The organism is Mesorhizobium sp. ESP6-5, assembly GCF_020164695.1.
Lineage (GTDB): Bacteria > Pseudomonadota > Alphaproteobacteria > Rhizobiales > Rhizobiaceae > Mesorhizobium > Mesorhizobium australicum.
Genome location: NZ_JAIUGR010000014.1, coordinates 140082 through 163773, shown reverse-complemented (window position 1 = coordinate 163773; position 23692 = coordinate 140082). Strand labels below are relative to the sequence as shown.

General features: G+C 63.7%; 24 protein-coding genes. 12 read left to right on the top strand and 12 right to left on the bottom strand.

Going from position 1 to position 23692, the window contains the following annotated elements:
• Positions 1-188: 188 nt before the first annotated feature.
• The 3 genes from LB524_RS22775 (at position 189) to LB524_RS22765 (ending at position 4308) form a co-directional block, all read left to right on the top strand.
• Positions 189-1730 carry a sigma-54-dependent transcriptional regulator gene (locus tag LB524_RS22775; protein WP_015315854.1) on the top strand — a complete coding sequence of 514 codons (1542 nt, stop codon included), beginning with the start codon at positions 189-191 and terminating at the stop codon, positions 1728-1730.
• 368 nt (positions 1731-2098) lie between these two features.
• Positions 2099-3937 (top strand): DUF882 domain-containing protein, encoded by a 1839-nt coding sequence (locus LB524_RS22770; RefSeq protein ID WP_140875216.1) that lies wholly within the window; start codon positions 2099-2101, stop codon positions 3935-3937.
• A gap of 176 nt (positions 3938-4113) precedes the next feature.
• Positions 4114-4308, top strand: a complete 195-nt coding sequence (locus tag LB524_RS22765; protein WP_140721389.1) for a hypothetical protein — start codon at positions 4114-4116, stop codon at positions 4306-4308.
• Positions 4309-4382: 74 nt separating this feature from the next.
• Here LB524_RS22765 and LB524_RS22760 read toward each other — a convergent pair whose 3' ends face one another.
• Positions 4383-5021, bottom strand: coding sequence for a 2-dehydro-3-deoxy-phosphogluconate aldolase (locus tag LB524_RS22760; RefSeq protein WP_224530288.1), 639 nt, complete (start codon positions 5019-5021; stop codon positions 4383-4385).
• A gap of 201 nt (positions 5022-5222) precedes the next feature.
• Here LB524_RS22760 and LB524_RS22755 point away from each other — a divergent pair, with 201 nt between their 5' ends.
• From LB524_RS22755 to LB524_RS22745, 3 genes are all read left to right on the top strand, one after another.
• The gene (locus LB524_RS22755; protein ID WP_140823127.1) at positions 5223-6155 is read left to right on the top strand and encodes a rhodanese-related sulfurtransferase; all 933 of its coding nucleotides are present in this window, start codon (positions 5223-5225) and stop codon (positions 6153-6155) included.
• A 117-nt stretch (positions 6156-6272) separates the two neighbouring features.
• Positions 6273-7010 carry a tellurite resistance TerB family protein gene (locus LB524_RS22750; RefSeq protein WP_140823128.1) on the top strand — a complete coding sequence of 246 codons (738 nt, stop codon included), beginning with the start codon at positions 6273-6275 and terminating at the stop codon, positions 7008-7010.
• A 299-nt stretch (positions 7011-7309) separates the two neighbouring features.
• Positions 7310-8065, top strand: a complete 756-nt coding sequence (locus LB524_RS22745; protein ID WP_135881316.1) for an SDR family oxidoreductase — start codon at positions 7310-7312, stop codon at positions 8063-8065.
• 33 nt (positions 8066-8098) lie between these two features.
• Here LB524_RS22745 and LB524_RS22740 read toward each other — a convergent pair whose 3' ends face one another.
• Both LB524_RS22740 and LB524_RS22735 read right to left on the bottom strand, forming a co-directional pair.
• The gene (locus LB524_RS22740; RefSeq protein WP_015315862.1) at positions 8099-8473 is read right to left on the bottom strand and encodes a YciI family protein; all 375 of its coding nucleotides are present in this window, start codon (positions 8471-8473) and stop codon (positions 8099-8101) included.
• A gap of 147 nt (positions 8474-8620) precedes the next feature.
• Positions 8621-9805, bottom strand: coding sequence for a pyridoxal phosphate-dependent aminotransferase (locus LB524_RS22735; protein ID WP_224530287.1), 1185 nt, complete (start codon positions 9803-9805; stop codon positions 8621-8623).
• Between the two features lie 83 nt (positions 9806-9888).
• On the opposite strand from LB524_RS22735, the gene LB524_RS22730 reads away from it, so the two are divergent.
• The 4 genes from LB524_RS22730 (at position 9889) to denD (ending at position 12850) form a co-directional block, all read left to right on the top strand.
• Positions 9889-10575, top strand: coding sequence for a GNAT family N-acetyltransferase (locus LB524_RS22730; RefSeq protein WP_140713423.1), 687 nt, complete (start codon positions 9889-9891; stop codon positions 10573-10575).
• Between the two features lie 14 nt (positions 10576-10589).
• Positions 10590-11558: a cation diffusion facilitator family transporter gene (locus LB524_RS22725; RefSeq protein WP_224530285.1), complete on the top strand. Its 969-nt coding sequence runs from the start codon at positions 10590-10592 to the stop codon at positions 11556-11558.
• 89 nt (positions 11559-11647) lie between these two features.
• A complete protein-coding gene (locus tag LB524_RS22720; protein WP_015315870.1) occupies positions 11648-11857 on the top strand; it encodes a hypothetical protein in 210 nt (69 codons plus the stop codon).
• A gap of 12 nt (positions 11858-11869) precedes the next feature.
• The gene (gene denD / locus LB524_RS22715; RefSeq protein ID WP_224530283.1) at positions 11870-12850 is read left to right on the top strand and encodes a D-erythronate dehydrogenase; all 981 of its coding nucleotides are present in this window, start codon (positions 11870-11872) and stop codon (positions 12848-12850) included.
• Positions 12851-12888: 38 nt separating this feature from the next.
• Here the strand turns inward: denD and LB524_RS22710 are convergent, their stop codons facing one another.
• The 4 genes from LB524_RS22710 to LB524_RS22695 all read right to left on the bottom strand — a co-directional run bounded on the left by LB524_RS22710 (position 12889) and on the right by LB524_RS22695 (position 16996).
• Positions 12889-13983, bottom strand: a complete 1095-nt coding sequence (locus LB524_RS22710) for a nickel/cobalt transporter (RefSeq protein WP_224530352.1) — start codon at positions 13981-13983, stop codon at positions 12889-12891.
• A gap of 77 nt (positions 13984-14060) precedes the next feature.
• Positions 14061-14729, bottom strand: coding sequence for a DUF1007 family protein (locus LB524_RS22705; protein WP_224530281.1), 669 nt, complete (start codon positions 14727-14729; stop codon positions 14061-14063).
• A 167-nt stretch (positions 14730-14896) separates the two neighbouring features.
• Positions 14897-15796, bottom strand: coding sequence for a LysR family transcriptional regulator (locus LB524_RS22700; protein WP_224530279.1), 900 nt, complete (start codon positions 15794-15796; stop codon positions 14897-14899).
• Positions 15797-15799: 3 nt separating this feature from the next.
• Positions 15800-16996 (bottom strand): amidase, encoded by a 1197-nt coding sequence (locus LB524_RS22695; RefSeq protein WP_140721404.1) that lies wholly within the window; start codon positions 16994-16996, stop codon positions 15800-15802.
• 541 nt (positions 16997-17537) lie between these two features.
• Between LB524_RS22695 and odc2 the strand changes: the two genes are divergently transcribed.
• The gene (odc2, locus tag LB524_RS22690) at positions 17538-18671 is read left to right on the top strand and encodes an ornithine/lysine decarboxylase (RefSeq protein WP_015315876.1); all 1134 of its coding nucleotides are present in this window, start codon (positions 17538-17540) and stop codon (positions 18669-18671) included.
• Between the two features lie 98 nt (positions 18672-18769).
• Complete coding sequence (locus LB524_RS22685) at positions 18770-19339, top strand: GNAT family N-acetyltransferase (protein ID WP_140721406.1); 570 nt, start codon at positions 18770-18772, stop codon at positions 19337-19339.
• A gap of 77 nt (positions 19340-19416) precedes the next feature.
• On the opposite strand, the gene LB524_RS22680 is transcribed toward LB524_RS22685, so the two are convergent.
• The 5 genes from LB524_RS22680 to LB524_RS22660 form a co-directional block, all read right to left on the bottom strand.
• Positions 19417-19701: an SCP2 sterol-binding domain-containing protein gene (locus tag LB524_RS22680; RefSeq protein WP_224530278.1), complete on the bottom strand. Its 285-nt coding sequence runs from the start codon at positions 19699-19701 to the stop codon at positions 19417-19419.
• Between the two features lie 186 nt (positions 19702-19887).
• On the bottom strand, positions 19888-20409 hold the full coding sequence (locus LB524_RS22675; protein WP_015315879.1) for a hypothetical protein: 522 nt from the start codon (positions 20407-20409) through the stop codon (positions 19888-19890).
• A 29-nt stretch (positions 20410-20438) separates the two neighbouring features.
• The gene (locus LB524_RS22670; protein WP_224530277.1) at positions 20439-20864 is read right to left on the bottom strand and encodes a hypothetical protein; all 426 of its coding nucleotides are present in this window, start codon (positions 20862-20864) and stop codon (positions 20439-20441) included.
• Positions 20865-20877: 13 nt separating this feature from the next.
• Positions 20878-21420: a rod-binding protein gene (locus LB524_RS22665; protein WP_140661859.1), complete on the bottom strand. Its 543-nt coding sequence runs from the start codon at positions 21418-21420 to the stop codon at positions 20878-20880.
• A 152-nt stretch (positions 21421-21572) separates the two neighbouring features.
• A complete protein-coding gene (locus LB524_RS22660) occupies positions 21573-23228 on the bottom strand; it encodes a BTAD domain-containing putative transcriptional regulator (RefSeq protein ID WP_224530276.1) in 1656 nt (551 codons plus the stop codon).
• Between the last annotated feature and the right edge of the window lie 464 nt (positions 23229-23692).

Genomic DNA, 23692 nt, shown 5'->3' with positions numbered 1-23692 from the left:
GATACCTTCTTTGAATCAAATGGCCTGGGTTGAATCACGTGGCCGCAATCACGGAGCCGGACTCAACGGGAATGGAGAAGCCGGTCAAATCCTAAGGAATTCGTTCACCGGGTTTTTTGAAACCTTATTTAGAACCCTGTGCCAAGATGATCCATGGGGTTTTCGGGCGCGGGCGAAGCAAGACAGTCATGACAGGTTCCATACTCATAGTCGATGACGATCCCGTGCAGCGCCGGCTGCTCGAGGCCGCGGTGACGCGGTTCGGCCATACCGCCATCGTTGTGGATGGCGGTACCGCCGGCCTCGAAGTTCTCGACGGGCCTGGCGCCCGCGATGTCTCGGTCGTGATCCTCGACCTTGTCATGCCCGGTCTCGACGGCATCGGCGTGCTGAAGGCGATGCGCGAGCGCGACATCAGCGTGCCGGTCATCGTGCAGACCGCGCAGGGCGGCATCGAAACCGTGGTTTCGGCGATGCGCCACGGCGCTTTCGATTTCGTCGTCAAGCCGGCTTCGCCCGACAGGCTGCAGGCCTCGATCTCCAATGCGCTCAAGGTCGAGGCGGTAGAGGGCGAGGTCAAGCGCACGTCGCGCAAACGCGGCGGGCTGCTGACCTTCAGGGACATGATCACCCACAGTCCGGCCATGGACCGGGTGATACGTCTCGGCCAGAAAGCGGCGGCCTCTCACATCCCGATCCTGATCGAGGGCGAGTCGGGCGTCGGCAAGGAACTGGTGGCGCGTGCCATCCAGGGCAGCGGCGACCGCCGCTCGAAACCCTTCGTCACCGTCAATTGCGGCGCCATTCCCGACAATCTGGTGGAATCCATCCTGTTCGGCCATGAGAAAGGCTCATTCACCGGCGCCACCGACAGGCACACCGGCAAATTCGTCGAGGCGCATTCCGGCACGCTGTTCCTCGACGAGATCGGCGACCTGCCGCTCGACGTCCAGGTCAAGCTGCTGCGCGCCGTCCAGGAAGGCGAGGTCGATCCGGTCGGCGGCCGCTCGACCGTCAAGGTCGACATCCGGCTGATTTCGGCGACGCACCGCAACCTCCTGCAACAGGTCAAGGACGGCAAATTCCGCGAGGATCTGTTCTACCGGCTGAACGTCTACCCGATCTTCGTGCCGCCTTTGCGCGACCGCCGCGACGACATTCCTCATCTGGTCACGCATTTCATGGAGAAGGTGGCGCCGGCCGACCCGCGCCACCGGCTGAAAGGCATTTCGGCGGCAGCACTTGCGGTGCTGCAGGCTTATGACTGGCCCGGCAACATCCGGCAGCTCGAAAACGCCGTCTTCCGCGCCTCGGTGCTGTGCGAAGGCGATGTGTTGACCGCCGATGACTTCCCGCAGATCCGCGCGCAGGTGGAAGGCACCCTCAATCTCGACGCGGACGACACATTGGAAGCAAGCAGCGTTGCGCCGCCGCCGTCGCTGGAGCCGCGCGACGAGGACGTTGTGCCCGACGAGACCGCTCCGGCGGCTGTGCTGCCGGCCGGGGTCCAGGCCCGCTTCGGCACGCTGCGGGCGCTCGACGAGCGCGGCAATGTGCGTGCGCTGGCCGACGTCGAGCTCGAAATGATCAAGCTCGCCATCGATCACTACAATGGCCAGATGAGCGAGGTCGCCCGCCGGCTCGGCATCGGTCGCTCGACGCTTTACCGCAAGCTCAAGGAATATGGCATCGACCCGGAAACCGGCCGCGTCGACAGGCTTGCTTCCTGAGCCGCAAGGCAGGCACCAGTTTCCCTCGTCATTATATGGTTCGACAGAGCGCCGTCGCCGGATAATGGCGGCGCTCGACGGGGTATTGTTCACGCATTGAGGCCGGCGGTAACAGATCGTGTTCGGCCCAAGCCGGAATCCTGATCTAAACCAGCGGTTTACCAAGAAACCTTGCGGACAATTTTTGACGGGATATCGCCATGGTCTTACCGCATTTTGGCTTCAATAAGCGATGATTAACCATTAGGATCGATATTCGGATGTGAAAACGACACGTCCGTTTGGGCAAATCCGGGGACAAACGGCAGCCTGCAAGGCCTTTTGATTTGAACAGAATCGAACGACTCACAAACGGGCGGCACTATCATTTGAGCGTCTGGCCGAGATGGTTGGCGGCGGTGATTGTCGCATTTGGTTTTGTTGCCGCGGCCGCCACGGGCGCCCAGGCCGAAGTTCGTTCACTGAAGCTCTACCATCTTCACACGCATGAGAAGGCGGAGATCGTCTACAAGCGCAATGGCCGCTACGTTCCCGAAGGCCTGAGGAAGATCAACATCATTTTGCGCGACTGGCGTCGCAACGAGCCGACCAAGATGGACCCGCGTCTGCTGGATCTGGTCTGGGAGGCGTATCGGGAAAGTGGCGCCACCGATTATATCCAGGTCGTCTGCGGCTACCGTTCGCCGTCCACCAATTCGATGCTGCGCAGCCGCAGCCGCGGTGTCGCCGAGAAGAGCCAGCATATGCTTGGCAAGGCGATGGATTTCTACATTCCCGGCGTACCGCTGAAGAAGCTGCGCAACATCGGCCTCAAGATGCAGGGCGGTGGTGTCGGCTATTACCCGACCTCCGGTTCGCCATTCGTCCACATGGATGTCGGCAATGTGCGCCACTGGCCCGGCATCAGCCGCCAGGAACTGGTCAGCCTGTTCCCCAATGGCAAGACGCTGCATGTGCCGAGCGATGGCCGGCCGCTGCCCGGCTATGAACAGGCGCTGGCCTCCTACAAGTCGCGCAAGGGTTCGGGCACACCGAATATCGAAGTGGCCAGCGCCGGCGGCAGCGGCAAGAAATCCGGCGGGTTCCTCGCTGCCTTCTTCGGCGGCGGTGGCGATGACGAGGCCGACGACAGCGCAGACGTCGAGACCGCTTCGGCCGCACCCGCGCCCAAGGCTAGAAATCTGAAGCCGGCCGCGACAGCCAAGAGCGGCAACCTGCCTGGCATCGCCATCGTGGCCCCCGAGAATGCCCAGCGCGCCGACATTCCGCAGATTGCCGACGAGCAGGCTCCGGAACCGGAGAAGGACACGCCGGAGACAATCATCGCGGCGCTGCCGGCCAAGGAAATCCCGCTGCCCGATTTCGCGCCTCGGCCGAAGGCCGATGTCGGCGCACAGACGCCTGAAAACGTTCCCTTCGCCACGGCGGATGCGACGACCACCACGGAACAGGCCGTGGCGACCGCGCAGGCGCCGGCGAACATGCCTTTCGGCAAGGCCGATCCGGCGGCGCTGGCAGCGGCGGCCGATCCGGCGCAGGTCGCCGTCAACAATATCCCCTTGCCGACATGGCGTCCCGAACGCACGCTGCCGGCGGATCTCGCGCCGCCGCCCAGCAAGGATGTGCTGATGGCGCTGGCCGAAACGGCTGACCAGGGCAAGACCGCGACGGATGCGTTCTCCGTGCTGCCGACGGCGCGTCCCGAGCCGGCCAAGCCGGATGCCGTCAAGGCCGTGCTCGACGAGGCCAATGCCAAGGCCGGCACGGCCGACGAATATCAGCTCGCCTCGCTGGCCGTAGAACCGCGTTCAGCCTTCAACGATCCGTCTGGCGTCGATGCGGCGTCGCCGCGCCAGGCTGTTGCCGGCCGGCCGGCCGGTTCGGATCCGGCCGCCGCGATCGGCGCCGGTGTGAAGACGACCCGCAAGGAGGCCAGGGCCACCGCCCGCGATCAGAAGCCTGGCCCCAGGGCCGTGGTGGTTGCCGCAGCGCCGCAGGCCGCCCGCTGGGCACTGACCAGCGGCGAGAACGTCGCCACCGTTTCGAGTGCGACGACCGCGCCGGGTTACGCCTACAACATCGTGCATACGCCGCCTAGCGAGGTCTATACGGCCGGCTTCCAGCAGGACAATCAGGTGGCCGACGCCAATCGCTTTACCGGCAACGCCGTCAAGTTCCTGTCTGTCGCCCGCTTCCAGACGAAGTAACGAACAGGCCGCAGTATGAGGCCGCGCCGGGCGACCCGCGCGGCTTTTTGCTGTCCCAGGGTGCGATGCATGCGGCCTCCGACCCCTGAGGATCACGCGCGGCTGAACTTCTCGTGAAGCGGGAACGGCCCGCTCATTTCCGGTTTAGTGTGGGTACGCTCAACCCGAGGATATTCATGAAAAAGATTCTACTGGCATCAGTTATGGCGCTGGCGGCAGCATCGGCCGCGATCGCGCCATCACAGGCGGAGACCGTTGTCGTCAAGACCGACAATCATATGCACATGATGAAGAAGCACTGCCGCACCAGGGTGGTGACGCACTGGCGGCACCATCACAAGGTGACGGAGACGGTCAAGGTCTGCAACTGATCGCAGTCTGGACTAGCCAGTCAAAAAGGCCCGGTCGACGCTCGTCGGCCGGGTTCATGCCGTGCGGAAAGACGCTATTTCCCGAGTTCGCTGGCAGCGCGCGCTAGCGCTTCGATCTCGTCCCACTTGCCGGCCTTGACCATGTCGTCGGGCGCCACCCATGAGCCGCCGACGCAGATGACATTGGACAGGCTGAGATAATCGGCCGCGTTCTTGCCGGTGATGCCGCCGGTCGGGCAGAACTTGACGTCCGCCAGCGGCGAGGCAAAAGCCTTAAGCGAAGCGATGCCGCCGGACTGTTCGGCCGGGAAGAATTTCAGGAAGCGCAGGCCGGCTTCGCGCGCGGCCATGATCTCGCCGGGCGTGATGGCGCCGGGCAGCAGCGGAACCTCGCTGTCGGAGGCGGCAGCCAGAAGTTCGCGGGTGATGCCGGGGCTGACGATGAAGCGCGAACCGGCCGCGGCCGCTTCGTCGAACTGGCTGGCATCCAGAATGGTGCCGGCGCCGACGATGGCTTCCTCGACTTCGCCCGCCACGCGACGGATCGCTTCGAGCGCATCCGCGGTCCTCAGCGTGATCTCGATCGCCGGCAGACCGCCACGCGCCAGGGCACGGGCCAGCGGCACCGCATCGGCAACGTTGGCGATCTTCAACACCGGAATGACCGGCTGGCCATTGAGGAGCGACAGGAGGTTCTCGGTCTTGCTGGACATTCGGTCTCTCCTTGTCGGGGGCGTATCGAAGGGAATTTCAACCGATTAGCAGACAGGTATTGCCCTGTCCACGGAACCCATCGCGGCGCGATGTCACGCGTTGCCGCTCAGCTTAAAGGTTCTTTCCCGACAGGGCCATGACAGACGGATCGAACCCGTTTCACTTGAATCGGCTTCTACTAGCGTCTAGTTGCTCTGGCAATGACAACACTGCCCGCGCCATCCCAGCCAGCCCGCGTCGCCGCGCTCTACCGTTTTGCCCGGCTCGATGCTTTCGAAGCGTTGCGCGCTCCGCTTGCGGCCTTCTGCTGCGGGCGCGGCATCAAGGGCACGCTGCTCCTGGCGCATGAGGGCATCAACGGCACCGTCGCCGGCAGCGACGAAGCGATCGCCGCGCTGATCGAACACATCGAAGCGATCGACGGCCTGTCGGGTCTCGAGGTCAAGTACAGCAGTGCCGCGGCCATGCCTTTCCACCGCATGAAGGTGCGGCTGAAGCGCGAGATCGTCACCATGGGCGTCGAGACCATCGACCCGGCGGCAAGTGCGGGCACCTATGTGGAGGCGGGCGACTGGAATGCGCTGATCTCGCAAGCCGACACGATCGTCATCGATACGCGCAACGCCTATGAGGTCTCGATCGGCAGCTTCAAGGGCGCCGTCGACCCGGCGACGGCGAGCTTTCGCGAATTCCCGGCCTGGGTGGAAGCGCATCGGGCGGATCTCGAAGGACGCAAGGTGGCGATGTTCTGCACCGGCGGCATTCGCTGCGAAAAGGCGACCGCCTATGTGAAGTCACTCGGCTTCGAGGACGTGTTCCACCTCAAGGGGGGCATCCTCAAATACCTTGAGGAGGTTCCAGCGGAGCAGAGCCTGTGGCAAGGCGAGTGCTTCGTCTTCGACGAGCGGGTTTCGGTGTCGCACGGCCTCACCGAGGGTGATGCGGAGCTTTGCCGTGCCTGCCGCCATCCGCTGACGGCAAGCGAGCTGGCTTCGCCTCGATATGCCGCCGGCGTTTCTTGCCCGCATTGTTTTGACGCCCGCTCGGACGAAGACCGGAAGCGCTACGCGGAGCGGCAGCGACAGGTCGAGTTCGCGCAAGCGCGGGGCAGGGGACCGCACATCGGGTCCTGATCGAGGGCGCCGGGGCCGGGCAAACCGGGGCACTGTCATTGCAATGTCAAACTTCGGGACCTACGTCTTCGGCGTTCGAAACCTGCCCGTTCGGCTGGGCAAATCCTGGAGGCATCGATGTTCGATCCCAAGAAGCTTCTCGACGATCTGCTCGGCTCGCAAGTTCCCGGTGCTAGCGGCACGGTCCGCGACAAGGCCGGCCAAGCGGTGCAGATGGCCAAGGACAATCCGCTGGCCGCCGGTGCGCTGGCCGCCGTGCTGCTTGGGACCGGCGCCGGCCGGCAGGTGACGGGTGCCGCGGTGAAGCTCGGCGGACTGGCCGCCATCGGTGGTCTCGCCTACAAGGCCTACCAGAACTACAAGGCCGGCAACGCACCGGAACAGGTGCCCGCCGCCGGCGAGCCGGAATTGCTGCCGCCGCCCAAGGACACCGCCTTCCACCCGTCGCAGGCGCCGCAAGGCGAGGATGAGTTCACGCTGACCTTGGTGCGGGCGATGATCTCGGCGGCCAAGGCCGACGGCCATGTCGACGACGAAGAACGGCGGAAGATCGCCGGCAAGCTCAGCCTCGCCGGGATCGGCACCGATGCGGAAAAATTCCTGATGGCGGAACTGGAGAGCCCACTCGACCTCGACACGCTGGTGGCGGGTGCTCATACTGATGCGCAGAAGCTCGAACTCTACACGGCGTCGCGCCTCACGATCGACCCCGACACGCGCGCCGAGCGCGGTTACCTCGACCTGCTTGCGGGGCGGCTCGGCCTGCCGGACTCGCTGATCGACCATGTCGAGGCGACGGTTTCGGCGGCGAAAGTGCCCACGGCCGAGGGTACGCCACCCAATCCGCAGTGGTAACCCGGATTGGCACAAGGCCGTGGAGGCGTTAACCTTTCGTTAACTCAGGAAGCGCATGATTCTACACAGTCGGATCGGCTTTTCCTCCTCCCAAGCCCGGTTCAGATCAGGGCGGTCGCCAATGACCGCCCTTTTTGTCCGTCCTCGCCGGCTGCCCTCCAAGTAAATGGGTTCACTTTTCGAGGCCATGTCCCAGTGGCCGCGCTTGCCATCGCTGCCATCATTTGCGATGCCTTCTCCACCCGAACCAAATTTGTAGATCAGGCGAGCACGCACATCGCTGCCGGAGGACATCAGCCATGACCGAGCAAAAGACCGCCATCGTCACCGGGGCCGGCACCGGGATCGGCAAGAGCGTAGCCACGGCATTGCTCAAGGCCGGCTGGAATACGGTGTTCTGCGGGCGCCGCAAGCCGGTGCTGGATGCCGCGATCGCCGAGATCGGGCCGACCGAGGCCAGAGCGTTGGCGGTTGCCTGCGACATCAGCAAGGCCGGTGAGGTCGACGATCTGTTCGAGACCGTGGCGGAGGCTTTCGGGCGGGTCGATCTGCTCTTCAACAATGCAGGCATGGGCTACAAGTCGACGCCGATCGACGAGATCCCGGTCGAGGTCTGGAACGATATCGTCGGCGTCAACCTCACCGGATCTTTCTTGTGCGCGCGCGCGGCCTTCGGCGCCATGCGCAAGCAGAAGCCGATGGGCGGCCGCATCATCAACAATGGTTCGGTGTCGGCCTATGCGCCGCGCCCGGGCTCGGTGCCCTATACGGCGACCAAGCACGCCATCACCGGGCTGACCAAGACGCTGGCGCTCGATGGCCGCCCCTATGACATCGCCTGCGGACAGATCGACATCGGCAATGCATTGACCGACATGGCGCAGCCGATGACCGTCGGCGTGCCGCAGGCCAATGGCTCGATATCAGCCGAAGCGGTGATGGATGTCCAACGCGTCGCCGACGCGGTCGTGCACATGGCCAGCCTGCCGCTCGACGCCAACGTGCTGTTCATGACCGTGATGGCGACCAAGATGCCGTTCGTGGGGCGTGGGTGAGCAGCGGGCGCTGGCGGCGCTTTTGCCCGTGCCTCATTTTTCCGCCAGCGGCACGCCGGGCTTGAAGAGTAGAATGGGCCTGATCTCGTAAACGGCGGTCGGATTGACACGACGAAGATCGCGCGCGATCGCGATGGCGTCGTCCCTGGTGACGCAGTCGACGACATAGAGGCCGAGCAACTGTTCCTTGGTCTCGGCGAAGGGCCCATCGATGATCATACCGTCGCCCGGGCCGCGCAAGGTGCAGGCATCCCGTGTCGTTCCCAGACGCGCTGACGGCCCAAGCGTGCCTTCCGCATGAAGCCTGCCGTTGATCTTGAGCAACTCGGCCATCAGCGCCGCATCTTCCTGCGGCGTCAGCGCCTCGATCGCATCTTCCACGTGATAGGCAAGGATTGCATAGAACATGCGAGATTCCCCCATTGGTCCTGATACGGGAATTCGTAGCCGTTTTCGGTATGCCCGCACAGCCTTGGCTACGCGCCTCCGGACGGCTCATGACACCGTCATGGAATGCGGTGGCAAGCTATCCGGCTCGCGCGGCGACGCTGATGCTCACTTGGCCAGAAACGCCCCGATCCGCTCCAGCGCGCGCAGGATGTTCTCCTCGGAATTGGCGTAGGAGAGCCTGATGTAGCCTTCGCCGAGAATGCCGAAATCGGGGCCGCCGATCAGCGCCACACCGGCCTCGTCGAGCAGGGCCGAGGCGAGCTTCTTGGCCTTCCAGCCGGTCTTCGAGACATTGGGGAAGGCATAGAACGCGCCCTTGGGCGTGATGCAGGAGATGTTTGGCAGGGCATTCAGGCCCTCGACCACGATTTTCCTGCGGCGGTCGAAGTCGCGCATCATGGTGTCGACGTCGTCCTGCGGGCCGTCGATCGCCGCGATGCCGGCGAACTGGCTTGGCGCGTTGACGCAGGACCAGCAATTGACCGCCAGCTTGCGCACCTTGTCGTAGAGGTGGGCGCCCTTGTCGCCGTTCGGCCAGATCGACCAGCCCATGCGCCAGCCGGTCATCGCCCAGGTCTTGGACCAGCCGTTGAGCACGATCAGCCGGTCACGGATCTCGGGAAAGCCAAGCAGCGAGCAATGCGTCTCGCCGTCATAAGTCATGACATCGTAGATTTCGTCGGAGAGAATGGCGACGTCTGGATGCTTCTCAAGCCCCTTGACCAGCTTCTCGATCTCGGCGCGCGGGGTGACGCCGCCGGTCGGGTTGGCCGGCGAGTTGAGGATCAAGAGCCTGGTCTTCGGCGTGATCAGCCCCAGCGTCTCTTCGGCCGAGAAGGCGAAGCCGTTCTCCTCGCGCATCGGCACGGGAATGGGGGTTGCACCGGTGAACTCGATCATCGAGCGGTAGATGGGAAAGCCGGGGTCGGGATAGAGGATCTCGGCGCCGGGCTCGCCGAACATCAGGATGGCGGCGAACATGGTCGGCTTGCCGCCGGGCAGGATCATCACCGCCTCCGGCGAGACCTCGACGCCGGTGGTCGTCAGCGTGCGTCGCACCACCGCCTCGCGGGTCGCCAGCAAGCCATTGGCCGGCGTGTAGCCATGGTGGCCGTCACGCAGCGCCTTGATCGCCGCCTCGACGATGTGTTGCGGCGTCTTGAAGTCGGGCTGGCCGATGCCGAGATTGACGATGTCGCGGCCCTGGCTCGCCAGCGCCGTCGCCCGGGCCAGCACGGCAAAAGCGTTTTCCTCGCCGAGACGGTCGAAGGCCGAAATCGTGTGGAGCATTTTTCCCGTCCCTGTGGTTCTTACTGTTGGCGAGCGTTTTTGTGAGCGTCCGCCCGCAAAAGTCAAACGGATTGGAGTTTTCGGTGTCGGAAAATCTCAAAGACTGGCAGCCGCGTCCGCGCCCGGAGCGCAAGGTTCTGGAGGGCCGCTATGTCAGGCTCGAGCCATTGAGGGCCGCAACACATGGCGACGGCCTCTATGAAGCATCGTCCGTGGCCGACGTCGACGGCCGCTTCGCGTGGCTGCCCGACTATCCGCCGGAAACCCGCGCCGCCTTCCAGCCCTGGCTGGACAAGGTGGAGGCGAGCGAGGATCCGCTGTTCTTCGCTATTGTCGACAAGGCAAGCGGCAAGGTCGCCGGCCGCCAGACGCTGATGCGCATCGATCCGACCCATGGCGTCATCGAGATCGGCAACATCTACTGGGGACCCCTCATCTCGCGCAAGCCGGCGGCGACGGAAGCACAGTTCCTGTTCATGAAATACATCTTCGACGAACTCGGCTATCGCCGCTACGAATGGAAGTGCAACAACCGCAACGGGCCGTCGAAGCGCGCGGCGGAACGGTTCGGCTTCAAGTTCGAGGGTATTTTCCGCCAGCATCTCATCGTCAAGGGTGAAAACCGCGACACCGCGTGGTATTCGATCATCGACAAGGAATGGCCGGCTCTGCGCAAGGCTTATGAAGCCTGGCTCGATCCGGCCAACTTCGACGCCAATGGCCAGCAGAACCGCCGGCTCGAGGATTTTCGCGCGGAATTCGGCGCCTAACGGGAGTTTGCCATTTGGCGCATATCCACGATCACAGCGGGCACGATCACGGCGGCGGCCATGTGCATGGGTCGACGGACCAGAAGCGCGTCCTGATCGCGGCCTGCCTGACCGCCGGCTTCATGGTGGCCGAGGCGCTCGGCGGCCTGTTTACCGGGTCGCTGGCGCTGCTGGCCGATGCCGGCCACATGCTCGCCGACGCCATTGCGCTCGGCCTGGCCTGGTATGCCTTCCATCTGGCGGGCCGGCCGGCAACCGGCCAGCTCACCTACGGCTTCGGCCGCGTCAAGACGCTGGTGGCCTACACCAATGGCATCGCCATTTTCGTCATCGCGCTGTGGATCGTCTACGAAGCGTGGAATCGCTTGCTGACACCGGCGCCGGTGCTGGGCGGGCCGATGCTGGTGGTGGCGATCCTCGGCCTGCTGGTCAATATCGGCTCCTTCCTGGTGCTGCATGGCGGCGATCGAGACAACCTCAACATGCGCGGCGCCATCCTGCATGTGCTCGGCGATCTGCTCGGCTCGGCAGCCGCGATCGTCGCGGCACTGGTCATCCTGGCGACCGGCTGGACGCCGATCGACCCGATCCTGTCCGTGCTGGTATCGCTGCTGATCCTGTCCACCGCGTGGTCGCTGATGCGCGCCGCCGCCCACGTCCTGCTCGAAGGCGTGCCGCCAAGCCTCGATCGCGACCTGATCGCCGGGGACATTCAGGCAACGGTCCAGGGCGTGCGCGAGGTGCACCATATGCACATCTGGTCGCTCGACGGGTCGAGCAGCATGGCGACGCTGCATGCCTGCCTCAACGAGGGCGTCGATGCCCATCAGGCGGTCAGCGCCATCAAGAAGCGGCTTGCCAGCGAGCACGGCATCAGCCATGCCACCGTGGAACCGGAATTCGGCCGGTGCGCCGACGATGGCGACGACCATCATCACGAGCATGAGCACGATGCGGCCGCGCATCACGGCCACTATCACTAGGATCGATCGATGACCATTGATCGGACCTGCCTCAGGAGTCCTCCAGCTTTGCAACTCAGCTCGATGAACGACCGCCGTTCCGGTGCGGCATGATGGACCGTGACACGCGCAATGCGGCCATTGCGGCGGTCTGGATCATGCTTCTGTTCGGCATTGCCGCTTTCTACCTGCCGACCGTGATGTTGGCACTCGGCAGTTATTCGACCGTGCTGGCGGGTATCTTCGGCACCGTCTTCGTGCTGGCGTTTTTCCTGGTGTTCTGGTTGCGCGCGCGCACCCAGCGCAAAAATCGGAAGTAAGGGATATCGGACATGCGCATTCTGATCACTGGCGCCGCGGGCATGGTCGGCCGCAAACTCATCGCCCGGCTGGCCAAGGACGGCACGCTGCGCGGCGAGAAGATCACGGCGCTCGACCTCCACGACATCGTGCCGCCGCAGGCGCCAGCCATGGACGGCGTCAGCGTCGCGCTGCACACGGGGGACCTTGCCGAAGCAGGCGCCGCGGAAAGCCTGGTTGTGTCGCGCCCCGATGTCGTCTTCCACCTCGCCGGCATCGTGTCGGGTGAGGCGGAAGCGAATTTCGACCTCGGCTACCGCGTCAACCTCGACGGCACGCGTGCGCTGTTCGACGCCATCCGCCTGGCAGGGTTTGCGCCGCGCGTCGTCTTCACGTCGTCAATCGCCGTTTTCGGCGCGCCGTTCCCGGATGTCATACCGGACGAATTCCACCCGACGCCGCTGACCTCCTACGGCACGCAGAAGCAAATGAGCGAAGCGCTGCTGGCAGACTATTCCAGGCGCGGCTTCTTCGACGGCATCGGCATCCGGCTGCCGACGATCTGCGTGCGGCCCGGCAAGCCCAACAAGGCGGCGTCCGGCTTCTTCTCCGGTATCATTCGTGAACCCTTGAGCGGGCAGGAGGCGATCCTGCCGGTGCCGCGCTCGGTCGTGCACACCCATGCCAGCCCGCGCTCGGCGGTGAGTTTCCTGATCCATGGCGCGGAGATCGAGGGCGCAGCCGTGGGGCCGCGCCGCAACCTGACGATGCCGGGTGTCGCCGTCACCGTTGGCGAGCAGATCGAGGCGCTGGAACGGGTGGCTGGATCGCAGGCGACAAGCCTGATCCGCGAGGTGCCCGACGAGACGATCTGGGCAATCGTCAAGGGCTGGCCGACCCGCTTCGAGGCGCGGCGGTCAAGGGAACTTGGCTTCAGTGCCGAAAAGAGTTTTGACGAGATCATCCGCGCGCATATCGAGGATGAGCTGGGCGGCAACATTCCCGGTCAGTAGCGCACGGTGCCTATCCCATTCCGACGGAATGGTAGGGTCTAAACGCTGCCCGTCAGGCTCGCGGACAGCAGCAGCAGTCCGAACAGGAAGACGAAGGCCGCGCCGCCGATCTCGACGATCGAGTGGATGCGGTTGCCCATGCGGCCGTCGCCGGCGAAATACACCGCCCAGTTCTTGGCGGTCACCGCCAGTGTGGCCAGGGCCGAGACGGTGATCGCGGTTCCGATCGACATTGCCAGCACCGACAGCAGGCCGCCGAGCCAGAGCCCGTTGAGCAGCGCGAAGCTGAGAACGATCAACGCACCGGAGCAAGGGCGGATGCCGACGGCGGCCACCGCCGACCAGGCGGTGCGCCAATCGAATCGGTCGCCCGACAGCAGCGCCGGATCGGGTGCATGCGAGTGGCCACAGGTGTCGCAGACCTCGCCGCTGGCGTGGTCGTGATGCGCATGATTATGCGCGCCGTGGCCGTGATGATCGTGCGAATGGCCATGCCCATGGTCGTGATCGCCATGCCCGTGCAGTGCGTGGGAATGAGCGTGCGCCGCATGGTCGTGAGCGCCATGCGAATGGCCGGCATGGGAATGACCGGCGTGAGCCGCCGACAGGCTGTAGGCCGGGCCCTTGCCAAACAGGCGCAGGACGGCTGGGCCGAGCTTGCGCCACAAAAGCCAGGCGCCAAAGAGGGTGACCAGGGCAAAGCTCATGATCTCCATGAACCAGGCCGCATCGGTCATCGAGATGGTGGTGCCGCGCAGGACGAAATAGGCCAGCAGCATCACCAGGATCGCCGTCAGGCCCTGCAGCAGCGCCGAGACGAAGGACAACAGGATGCCGCGCTTCAGCGCCACTTCGTTGGCCACCATATAAGACGAGATCACCGCCTTGCCGTGGCCGGGGCCGGCGGCGTGGAAAATGCCATAGGCGAAGGACAGGCCGATGAGTATCCAGATCTTGCTGTTGTCCTGGCGCATTGCCTTCATGGCGGTCGCCAGCGCGCGGTAGAATTCCTGCTGCCTCAGATTGATCCACATCAGGATATGGGCGAACGGACCGGTGGTGGGTGCCATGCCGTCATTGACGCCGATGCCGAGCGAACTCTGGGCGTGCGCGGCATTGGCGAAATGCATCATGGCAAAGGCAAGGGCCAACAGGCCGACTGCCAAACGCAGGGACGGTTTCGAACAGTTCCCGATCGGGTTCACCGGATCTATCCTTCTGGCTGACAGGTCAGTTCGAGTTTGGTGGCAAAGATCTTGCTCATGTCGGTGCCTGTCGGATCGTTGAAGAAGGCATCCGTCAGGGTCTTCTGGTTTTCCTTGATCGCTTCGTCCGGGTCCGGTCGGACGACCTTGCTCGTGCAGTTCGACGGCAGGCCCTCGACGGTGATGTTGGAATCCTCGGTGAAGTCGATCGCCGTGTAGAAGGTCGGATCGTAGACGCCGATGTCGATCGTGCCGGACAGCTTGATCGGCGCCTTCGGTTCGGATTCAAACAGGATGATCAACTGGTCGTTGTCGAAATTGGCCATCAGATGCGGCGGCGGCACCATCGCCACGTCCTTGCCGTCCTGCGTGACGAGCTGGAAATAATTGAACTCGGCCAGCGAGGCATGGACGGTGTCGGCGACCTCTTTCAGCTCCTTGTCGTCAAGCTTCAGGTCGGAGTTCTTGTCGAACTCCATCATCACCGTGCTCGAAAACAGATCGTCGAAGCGCCACAGATGACGCAACGCTTTCACACTTTGGTGATCCGGGGACAGGACCACGTCGAGGCGCGCCTCGGCGAAGACGTGCGGATGCACCTCGGCCGGTCCTGTCGCGGCAAAGATCGCCGCCAAGGCCGAGGCCAGCATGATTGCGTGCCGTTTCAGATGCATTCGCGGTCGCGATTCCCTTGGCTTTCGAGAGCGTGGTCGAAGGTTACCAGAAAGGGGGCGAAATTGGGACTGCGGGCGCATGTCACCCAAAAGTGCGCGAGGCTTTGGATAGCGCCACGCATGCAGGAGAGCTCAAAAGCGTGCGGTATCCGGGCTGCTGGGGCAGGTCAGGCGCTCTCGCGCGTCCTGAACCACTGCACCAGGAAATCGACGAAAACGCGCACCTTCGCCGGGAGGTAACGGCGATGCGGATAGACGGCGAAGATGCCGCCGCCCGACAGGATGCGGTCGTCGAGCACCGCCACCAATTGGCCGCTCTTGAGGTCTGGCGCGGCGATGAAATCCGGCAGGATGCAAAATCCAAGCCCCGACAAGGCCGCGGCGCGCGCGGCCATGGGGCTGTTGACCTCGATCGGGCCGGAGACGGCGATGCTGACGGGATCGCCACTGTCGCCCTTGAAGGGCCAGTTGTTCAGTCCGCGGCCATTGGTGTCGACGATGCAGGGCATGTGGCCGAGATCCTGCGGTCGTGTCGGCATGCCATGCTTGGCGATCAGTTCTGGAGAGCCGCAGAGCTTGATCGAAAACGGCGCCAGCCGCCTGGCGATCAGCGACGAGTTCTCCAGCCGCGAGATGCGCACGGCGAGGTCGAAGCCTTCCTCGACCAGATCGACGAAGCGGTCGTCGAGCTGGATGTCGAGCACGATGTCGGGATACTGCTTGGCGAAGTCGATCAGCGACTGGCCGATCGGCGCGTCGGCGAAGGTGCGCGGCGCCGACAGCTTGATGCGGCCGCGCACGTCGCCGGAGGATTCGCGCACGGCGTCGGCCAGGCTATCGACTTCGCGCACGATTTCCGAGGCGCGGCGGTAGTAGGTGTGGCCGGCCTCGGTCATCGAGAACTGGCGCGTGGTGCGGTTCAGCAGCAGAGCGCCGAGCTCGTCCTCCAGCTCGCGCACATATTTCGACAGCAGCGCCTTGGAGCGGCCGATCTTGCGCGCCGCCGCCGAAAAGCCTTCGGCCTCGACGACGTCGATGAAGGCGCGCATGCGGGTCAGTGTGTCCATTGTTCAGGCTCTTTGTGCTGCGTCGAGAAGTTTTCGGCCGAGCCGTATCAGGGCAATGTCGCTGCCGGAAGGGCCAAGCAGCGACAGGCCGAACGGAGCGCCGGCGACCGAGCCGATCGGCAAGGTGATCTGCGGAAAGCCGGAGAGCCCGGCCAGGCATAGAAGATGGAGCGCGCGTTCGCGGTAGGCCTGGAATTGCTCCGGTGTGCTGTCGACATAGGGTGCCGGACCCGGCACCGTCGGCAGGACAAGGAAGCCGTCCTTGCCAAGCAAGGCGCTGAGTTCGCCGCGAAAGGTCAGCCGGCGCACCTTCTCGGCCTGTGCTGTCCGGTCGTCGACCGCACGGCCAAAGCCGAACCGTTCCTCGACGCCGGGCCCGAGCTCGCGCTCGCCGCTGGTGATCCATTCGCCATGCACTGTCCAGGCCTCCTTGGCCTGCAGGCGGCGAAAGCACCAGTAGAGTTCGTCCGGGGACGAGCTGAAGCGCGTCGCTGGCGTCGCCGGCGTGCCGAACACCGTGCCCACCAGCGCCTTCATTCCGGCATATTCGGCGGCCGCCGGCCGGGCGACCATCTCGTCCAGCCAGCCGAGCGCCAGCGGGCGGTCCAGGGAATGCTGGTGCGGATCGCGGCCAAGCAACAGCTTGCCGACAGTCTCATAGGTTTCGATGTCGTCGGCGAACCAGCCGAACGTGTCGAAACTCGGCGCCAGTTGCATGGTGCCGTCGAGGGAAATGCGGCCATGCGTGGTGCGCAGCCCGATCAGCCCGCAGAAACTCGCCGGCGCGCGGATCGAACCCCCGGTGTCTGACCCCGTGGCGATGTCGGCCAACCTGCCCGCCACCGCCGCCGCCGACCCCGACGACGAGCCTCCGGTGACACGGTCGGGAGCCGCGGGGTTCACCGGAAACGGAAAATGCGCGTTCTGGCCGAACAGAGCGAAGGCGAGTTCGTCGGTCTGCGTCTTGCCGATGAAGCGCGCACCGGCGTCGAGAATTGCCTGCACGGCCGGCGCCGTGCGCGAAGCGGCGTGGCCATTGGCGAATTTCTGCAAATTGCCGCAACCGGTGCGGTAGCCGGCAACGTCGTAAATATCCTTGACCGCCAGCCGCAGGCCGGCCAGGGGTCCAAGTTCGGCATGCGCCACCGGCATCTGGCGAAGGTCGAGAAAGGCGTTGAAAGGGCCGTGCGTGCCTGTCATCGTTCGATATCCGTATACGGTTGGCCAACATTGTTCGATGGCAGAAATTTTACAACCTGCGATAAGATTTTTATTGATTGTGAAATGCTTCGCTCTTATATCGCGCTTGCCCAAAGTCGCACGTGCCTGTGGGTGTCCGCCGATCCTCGAATGGTGAGGGAAATCGGTAAGGTAACTGGAGCTAACCCCTCCAGTCGGTTTAGCGGCCAACCGCCAGACCGAGGACACCTTGAAGCAACGACGGTGCGGGCCTTTCTGGTTCTCTGCCGGTTGTCCAAAGACCGGGGTTACTGAAGAGGCACACCTTCATTGCCGGCAGTGCGGAACGGGGTTCTCCCAATCCAAGCCAAGGCAGACAAAGCGAACCGAAGCCGGGCAAGGCTAAGGTTCATCGCCGCGAGACGGCGTTTCATGGTTCCGGGGTCTCCACCGGCTGGTTCCATGGATTTTCCGTCCCGCCTTTGTTTGACCGCGTGTTCGCGAGGCCGACAGCCCGCGCCCGCACCCTTGTGCGCGCCGAAAGGCGCGATGGAGAAACCCGATGGCCACACAGCGCATCCTCGACTTCCTCGCCACCCGACGTCCGTCCGGCCCCTGCCTCGTCGTCGACCTCGACGTCGTGCGCGACAATTTCCGCGCCTTCGAGAAGGCTCTGCCCGATTCCAAGATCTATTATGCGGTGAAAGCAAATCCGGCGCCGGAAATCCTGCGCCTGCTTGCTGCGATGGGCTCGTCCTTCGACACCGCTTCCGTTGCCGAAGTCGAGATGGCGATGGACGCCGGTGCGCCGGCGGACCGAATCTCCTTCGGCAACACCATCAAGAAGGAGCGTGACATCGCACGCGCCTACCAGCTCGGCATCCGGCTGTTCGCGGTCGATTGCGTCGAGGAAGTCGAGAAGATCGCGCGCGCCGCTCCAGGCTCCCGCGTGTTCTGCCGCGTGCTGACCGATGGCGAGGGCGCCGAGTGGCCGCTGTCGCGCAAGTTCGGCTGCGTGCCCGACATGGCCGTCGACGTGCTGCGCCATGCCAGGGGCCTCGGCCTCGACGCCCATGGCGTGTCGTTCCATGTCGGCTCGCAGCAGACCGACCTGACCGCGTGGGACCGTGCTCTGGCCGACGCCAAGAAGGTGTTCGCGACGCTCGCGGAAGAAGGCATCGTGCTCAAGATGGTCAATATGGGCGGCGGCTTCCCGACGCGCTATTTGCGTGACGTGCCGGCGGCCCAGGCCTATGGCCAGGCGATCTTCTCGGCGCTGCGCAAGCACTTCGGCAACGCCATTCCCGAGACGATCATCGAGCCGGGCCGCGGCATGGTCGGCAATGCCGGCGTCATCAAGTCGGAAGTCGTTCTGATCTCGAAGAAGGCCGACAACGACAATGTGCGATGGGTGTTCCTCGACATCGGCAAGTTCGGCGGTCTGGCCGAGACGATGGACGAGGCGATCCGCTATCCCCTCGTCACCCGCCATGACGGCAGCGAGACCGCGCCTTGCGTGCTCGCCGGCCCGACCTGCGATTCGGCCGACGTGATGTACGAGAAGACGCCCTATCCGCTGCCCTTGTCGCTGACCATCGGCGACGAGGTGCTGATTGAAGGCACCGGCGCCTACACGACCACCTACTCGGCGGTCGCCTTCAACGGCTTCGAGCCTCTCCGATCCTACGTGATCTGACGGCTCATTAGAGCTGTTCAGATCATCCCAGGTGGGCGCCCGTCGCCCACTTGGGCTCGCCTGTGGAACATATCTCCGCTCGTGAAGGGATCGCGGAAATGGAAATGTCAGTCGAATTCGTAGCTCATGCGCCGGCCTTCGCCATGGTCGCCGAAACCGCTGCCGACATGGCGGCGCGCGAAGCCTTGCTCGATCGCGCCATGGGGCCGAAGCGCAAGACCAAATCATCGGAGAAGCTGCGCCGCGGCCGCCGGCCCTCGGAGGGGCTTGCCTTCGTCGCGCGCGATGCCTCGGGCGGCGTGGCCGGCACGGTGCGGCTATGGGATGTCATGCTGGGCGAGAGCGGTCCGGCAGCGCTGCTGCTTGGCCCGCTCGCCGTCGACCCGTCGCTCAAGAGTGCCGGCATCGGCTCGGCGCTGATGCGGCATGCCATCGCGGAAGCCGCGCGCCTCGGCCACGCTGCGATCCTGCTGGTTGGGGACGAGCCTTACTATGGCCGCTTCGGCTTTTCGGCTGCCAGGACCGGGGCGCTCGCCATGCCGGGGCCTTACGAACGGCACCGTCTGCTGGCCTTGGAACTGGTGGAGGGCGTGCTTGACGGCGCCAGGGGTACGCTGAAGGCGTCCGGCCGCAAGCTCAAGGCACAGGCGCCGACCTTGGCCGCATGAAGCCTTAAGCGCGACTGCCCTTCAAACGAAACGCCGCCTGAAAAGGCGGCGTTTCGTTTATCTCGAAGTCGTGCCTGTCAACCGATCAACTGGCTTAGCGCCATGGCGACGCTCATGTCGCCCTCGACCTTTATCTTGCCGGTCATGAACGCCATGGTCGGGTTCAGGTCGCCCGCGATCAGCGAATCCAGATCGTCGAGTGACAGCTTGATGGTGCAGTCGGCGGGAGCGTCCGTGGTCGAGACGGCCGCGCCGTCGATGACGATGACGCCGTCGCTGCCGGTGTCGAACTTCACGGAACGGTCGAAGCCGCTGCTGGCCACGCGCGACTTGATCTTCTCGGCTATATCCTGAACGCTCACGCTGTTCTCCCTGTCTGGTTGCATCTGTCACGCTACGCACTTCGGTCCAGCCGAAGTTCATGCGGCATCACTGGCGATCATGATCGCTGCCGCATATAGCTTCGGATTGACGTTTACGTCAACGCGAATTGCAGGGATTGGCCCCAACGCCGACTGCTCTAGGGCCACCGGCACCGGGCCGATGGCTTAGTGCGCGCTGACCGGCTTGGGAGTCTCGGTCGCCTGGGTGCTGGCATCCTGCCGCCGACGCAGCCAGTTGTCGCGGATCTCATCCTTGCTCAGGAAATTGACCTGGTCGATCAGGACCTCATGGACCAGGGTTGCGCCGACCCGGGTGTTGATCGTGTCGCGGATCGCGGCGCGAAAGGCATCGAGGTCGAGCGTCGCCTTCTTGGTGAAGTCGATCTGGGGGTTGGCGTAGAGGTAGGTGTAGACCTGGTCGGTGATGAGCGCCTCGGCCGGGATCGACAGCTTCTTTATCTGCTCCGGCTCGACGGTGTAGACGAGCTTGGCCAGAAAATAGCCGTCGATCTTGGAGTCGTGGATCAGCGGCACCGAAATGATGTCGGTCTTGACGTAGTCCAGCCCGCCCAGCATCGGCTTGGGTTTCTCACCGACGCCCTGTTCACCGGCGGCCTGGAACGAATAGAACACCGCGCCGAGCGTGGCGGCGCAGATCCAGACCGCTATGGCGATGACCTTGATCATTTTGAACCCGAGCCCGGCATTGCCGCGCTCTAACCTTTCATCTTGCCGAACTCGCCGGCGGAGTAGGTGCCGTCGGTCTCGGCGCGCTGGATGGCACTGCGCAGCAAGCCGGCGACCTCGTTGACGGCGCTCAGATGCGCCAGGATAGCGGCTTCGTTCTTCGCCAGCTTCTGGCGCAGCCGGGTCAGGCCCTCGCGGTGCTGCTCGAGGAATTCGGCTTCGCTGCCGCCCTTCATGGCGCGGGTCAGTTCGTAGAGATAGCGGCTCTTGCGGGCGTTCGACGCCTTGAGGTCATAGCTTGTATCGCTGCGGATGCCGGCGGTCTCTTCCTCGACCACCTCCTCGATGCGGCCGATGATGGCGGCAAGGTTTCCAGGCCGCGCGAAAGGAGTCGGTGCGTCCGACGCGGTGGTGCGCGCGGGCAGCTTGGCGGTGAATTCCGAAGAGTCGGCCATGTGTTTCCCAGTCCTAGATCTTGATGTCTGTTTTTTTGGTTGTCTCGTCGCCGGTCATCGACTTGGCGGCTTTGCGCTGCAGCTCCTGGACGAGCGACGTGGACAGACGGGTCTGCTGATCGATCTCGGTTTTTTCCGGCCCATTTGAGATCGGGCCGATCGGAATCTTGCGCTTGCCGTCCATGTAGTGGTCGGCGAGCAGCGACTTGGCGATGCCGATGCCGCCGCGGTCAGCCATGACGTCGGCGACACGCTCGGCGAGCTGCGATTTCCACATGTCGCCTGCGAGACCCGTGCCATAGACGCCCTCGGTGTCCTTGGGCAGCATGTTCTGGATGAAGGTCTGCAGGACCATCGCCTCGAACTTCTTGAACTTCTTGGCCGGGTCGGCTGTTGCGGCGGCCTTGTCCGCCGTCGCGCGCGACAGGATCGAGCCGGCATCGACCGAAGCCGCGGTGTCGACCGAAAACGTGCCGGCGACGCTGCCGGCGCGCTTGGTCAGCGCGGCGCGGGCGGCCTCGATATCCATCGGATCGGCAGCTCGGACGACATCCATCACGATGTCGCTGGGTGGAGAAATCGCCAAGAAGGTCCGCCTTTTGCCGGGTTTCCTTAGCCCGGACCATGCCTCAACAAGCTTGTGGCAGGCTTGCGGGGAGGCGGGCTTGATCTGGTTTCTCCGGGTCCAAGCCGCCTAGCCACCTTCCGTCAGGAAGCAGGAAGGCCAGCTCTCGACAGCATTTCAAGGAATCTCGCGTGATGATGATCCTTCACATAGCGGGGCACAAAGCCGGGGCAGACATTGCCCAGGTTGAGATGAGGAAGTTGTGACAGGCAATGGTGTATGGCCCTAGAGGCTTCTTCGTTGTTTCCGGTCGCCGACGCGGACGCGGCCCAGTAAAGGGCGCCGCGAACAAATCCCGGCTTTGTCCTGACCACCCTGCGGGCGACTTCGAGCGCCCGCCGATCGTCGCCGCCCGCAAACAGTGCGACAACCAAGCCATGATGACGCCAGAAATCGATGACGTCGTGCGTTCCGAGCCGGATTGCCTCGTTCGCCTCACGCACTGCTTCGTTTACCTCTCCGCGCAACGCCAACAGCATCGAAATGTCGCCGTGGCCGGTCGGATAGCTTGGATTGAGACTGATCGCGTGCTGGCATTCGGCGATCGCTTCGTCGATGCGGCCACAGCTTTCGAGCGCGAATGACAGGATGCAGCGGGCAATTTCGTCGTCAGGCACCGCCCGTACCGCCGCCGCCGCAAGCTCGACCGCCCGCTCGATCTGGCCCGGCTCCCTGGGTAACGAGCCGAACGCCACGCCCATTGAAATTGTAATCGAGAGCGTCCGCTTCGCACGCGCGTTGTCGGCGCCTATGGAGACAGCTTTCTCGGCAAGTTCTAGCCCGATCAAAAGCGAGTCCCGGGTCATCTCAAAATACTTCATCAAAGCTTCGTTCACCAACCTGCGCACTTCGGGGGGGCCAGGCGGGCTCTTGTCGCGGACTTTCCAGTTGGTCAGTTGAAGGTCGAGGATCACGGCCAAGACAACAGACTGTGCGATCCTGTCCTGGAATTCGAGCGCATTCTCGGACTGCCCGTCGAATTTCTGGGCCCACACGTTGTGGCCGCCAGCGGCATCGACAAGCTGGATGTTCACCCTCAGCCCATTGCCCGATCTCTGGACGCTGCCGCTAAGCACGTATCGCGCACGGAGCGTTCCCGGGATCTTGGTTCCTTCGGCACCACTTTTCTCCGCAGGCGGCTGTGCGGAGAGCACGACATAATCGGCCACCTCGGAAAGAGCCGTGGTGATATCCTGCATGAGCCCCTTGGAGAAAAAGTCGTCGCCTTGCTTTCCGGTCAGATTGATGAAGTCGGCAACGCTGATCGATGGGCGCCCGTGGCGCTGGTTGGCTGGAACAGTATTTGCCGACTGTGTATTCGACGCCGTATCAGTAGACAGCATGGATTGCCAAAGCGCTCGCGTTTCCGGGCCGACCTCGACCCCGAACTCTTTCTTCAACATGCTTCTGCAAACTTCGTATGTCCTGATCGCCCTGTCGCGTTGACCCGACGCAAGCAGTAATTCCATCTTGAGCCGATAGGCCTCTTCCCGCGTCGGTTTCATGACGAGAACGCGATCGACCAGTATGATTCCGGTTTCCGTGTCAACGAGACGGGCCAATTTTTCGAAAGCTTCAAGTGCGCGGTTCAGCAATCTGTCGCGTTCGGATGTGACCCAGCCATCGAACCCATCGCTTCCCAGATAAAACCCGTCGAGGAACGGCCCGTTGTAGTTCGCCAGAGCCTTTTCGAGTTCCGGCACAGAACGGGCCGTGAGGCCTGCTTCGAACTCGTCCACGTCAACCCGAACCGCGTCTGGCGTGAGGCCAATCGATTCCCCGCGGGAATGGATAAGATTCACGCCTGCCCGCGATAAATCCCGGCGCAGAATACTGGGTTTGCCTCAGACTGTTGCGGGAGTGTTCGCTATCGCTGTCACTCCAGAATAGATCAGCCAGCCTCTCCCGTGTCGCTGCCATGCCTGGAGACCGGGACAGATAAGCGATGATCGCAGGCCCTCGTTTTCCTGTCAGCCGGAGCGAATCCGCCATGGCATTTTCGATCCTGAAACCACCGAAGAGTGAGATTCTATTTGTCTCGTCCTTATCTTCATTTTGCATTTGCTCTCCCCGCCTGACGAAATTCTAACTCAAAACTAACGCTTCGCAAACAGTAGCGCCCCACCCTCAAGCGCTGCCGTGATGCAGGATTGTCTAGGTCCGGCGAGCTAGGGGGGCCGAGTCATCAAGAACTTGGCTTGAG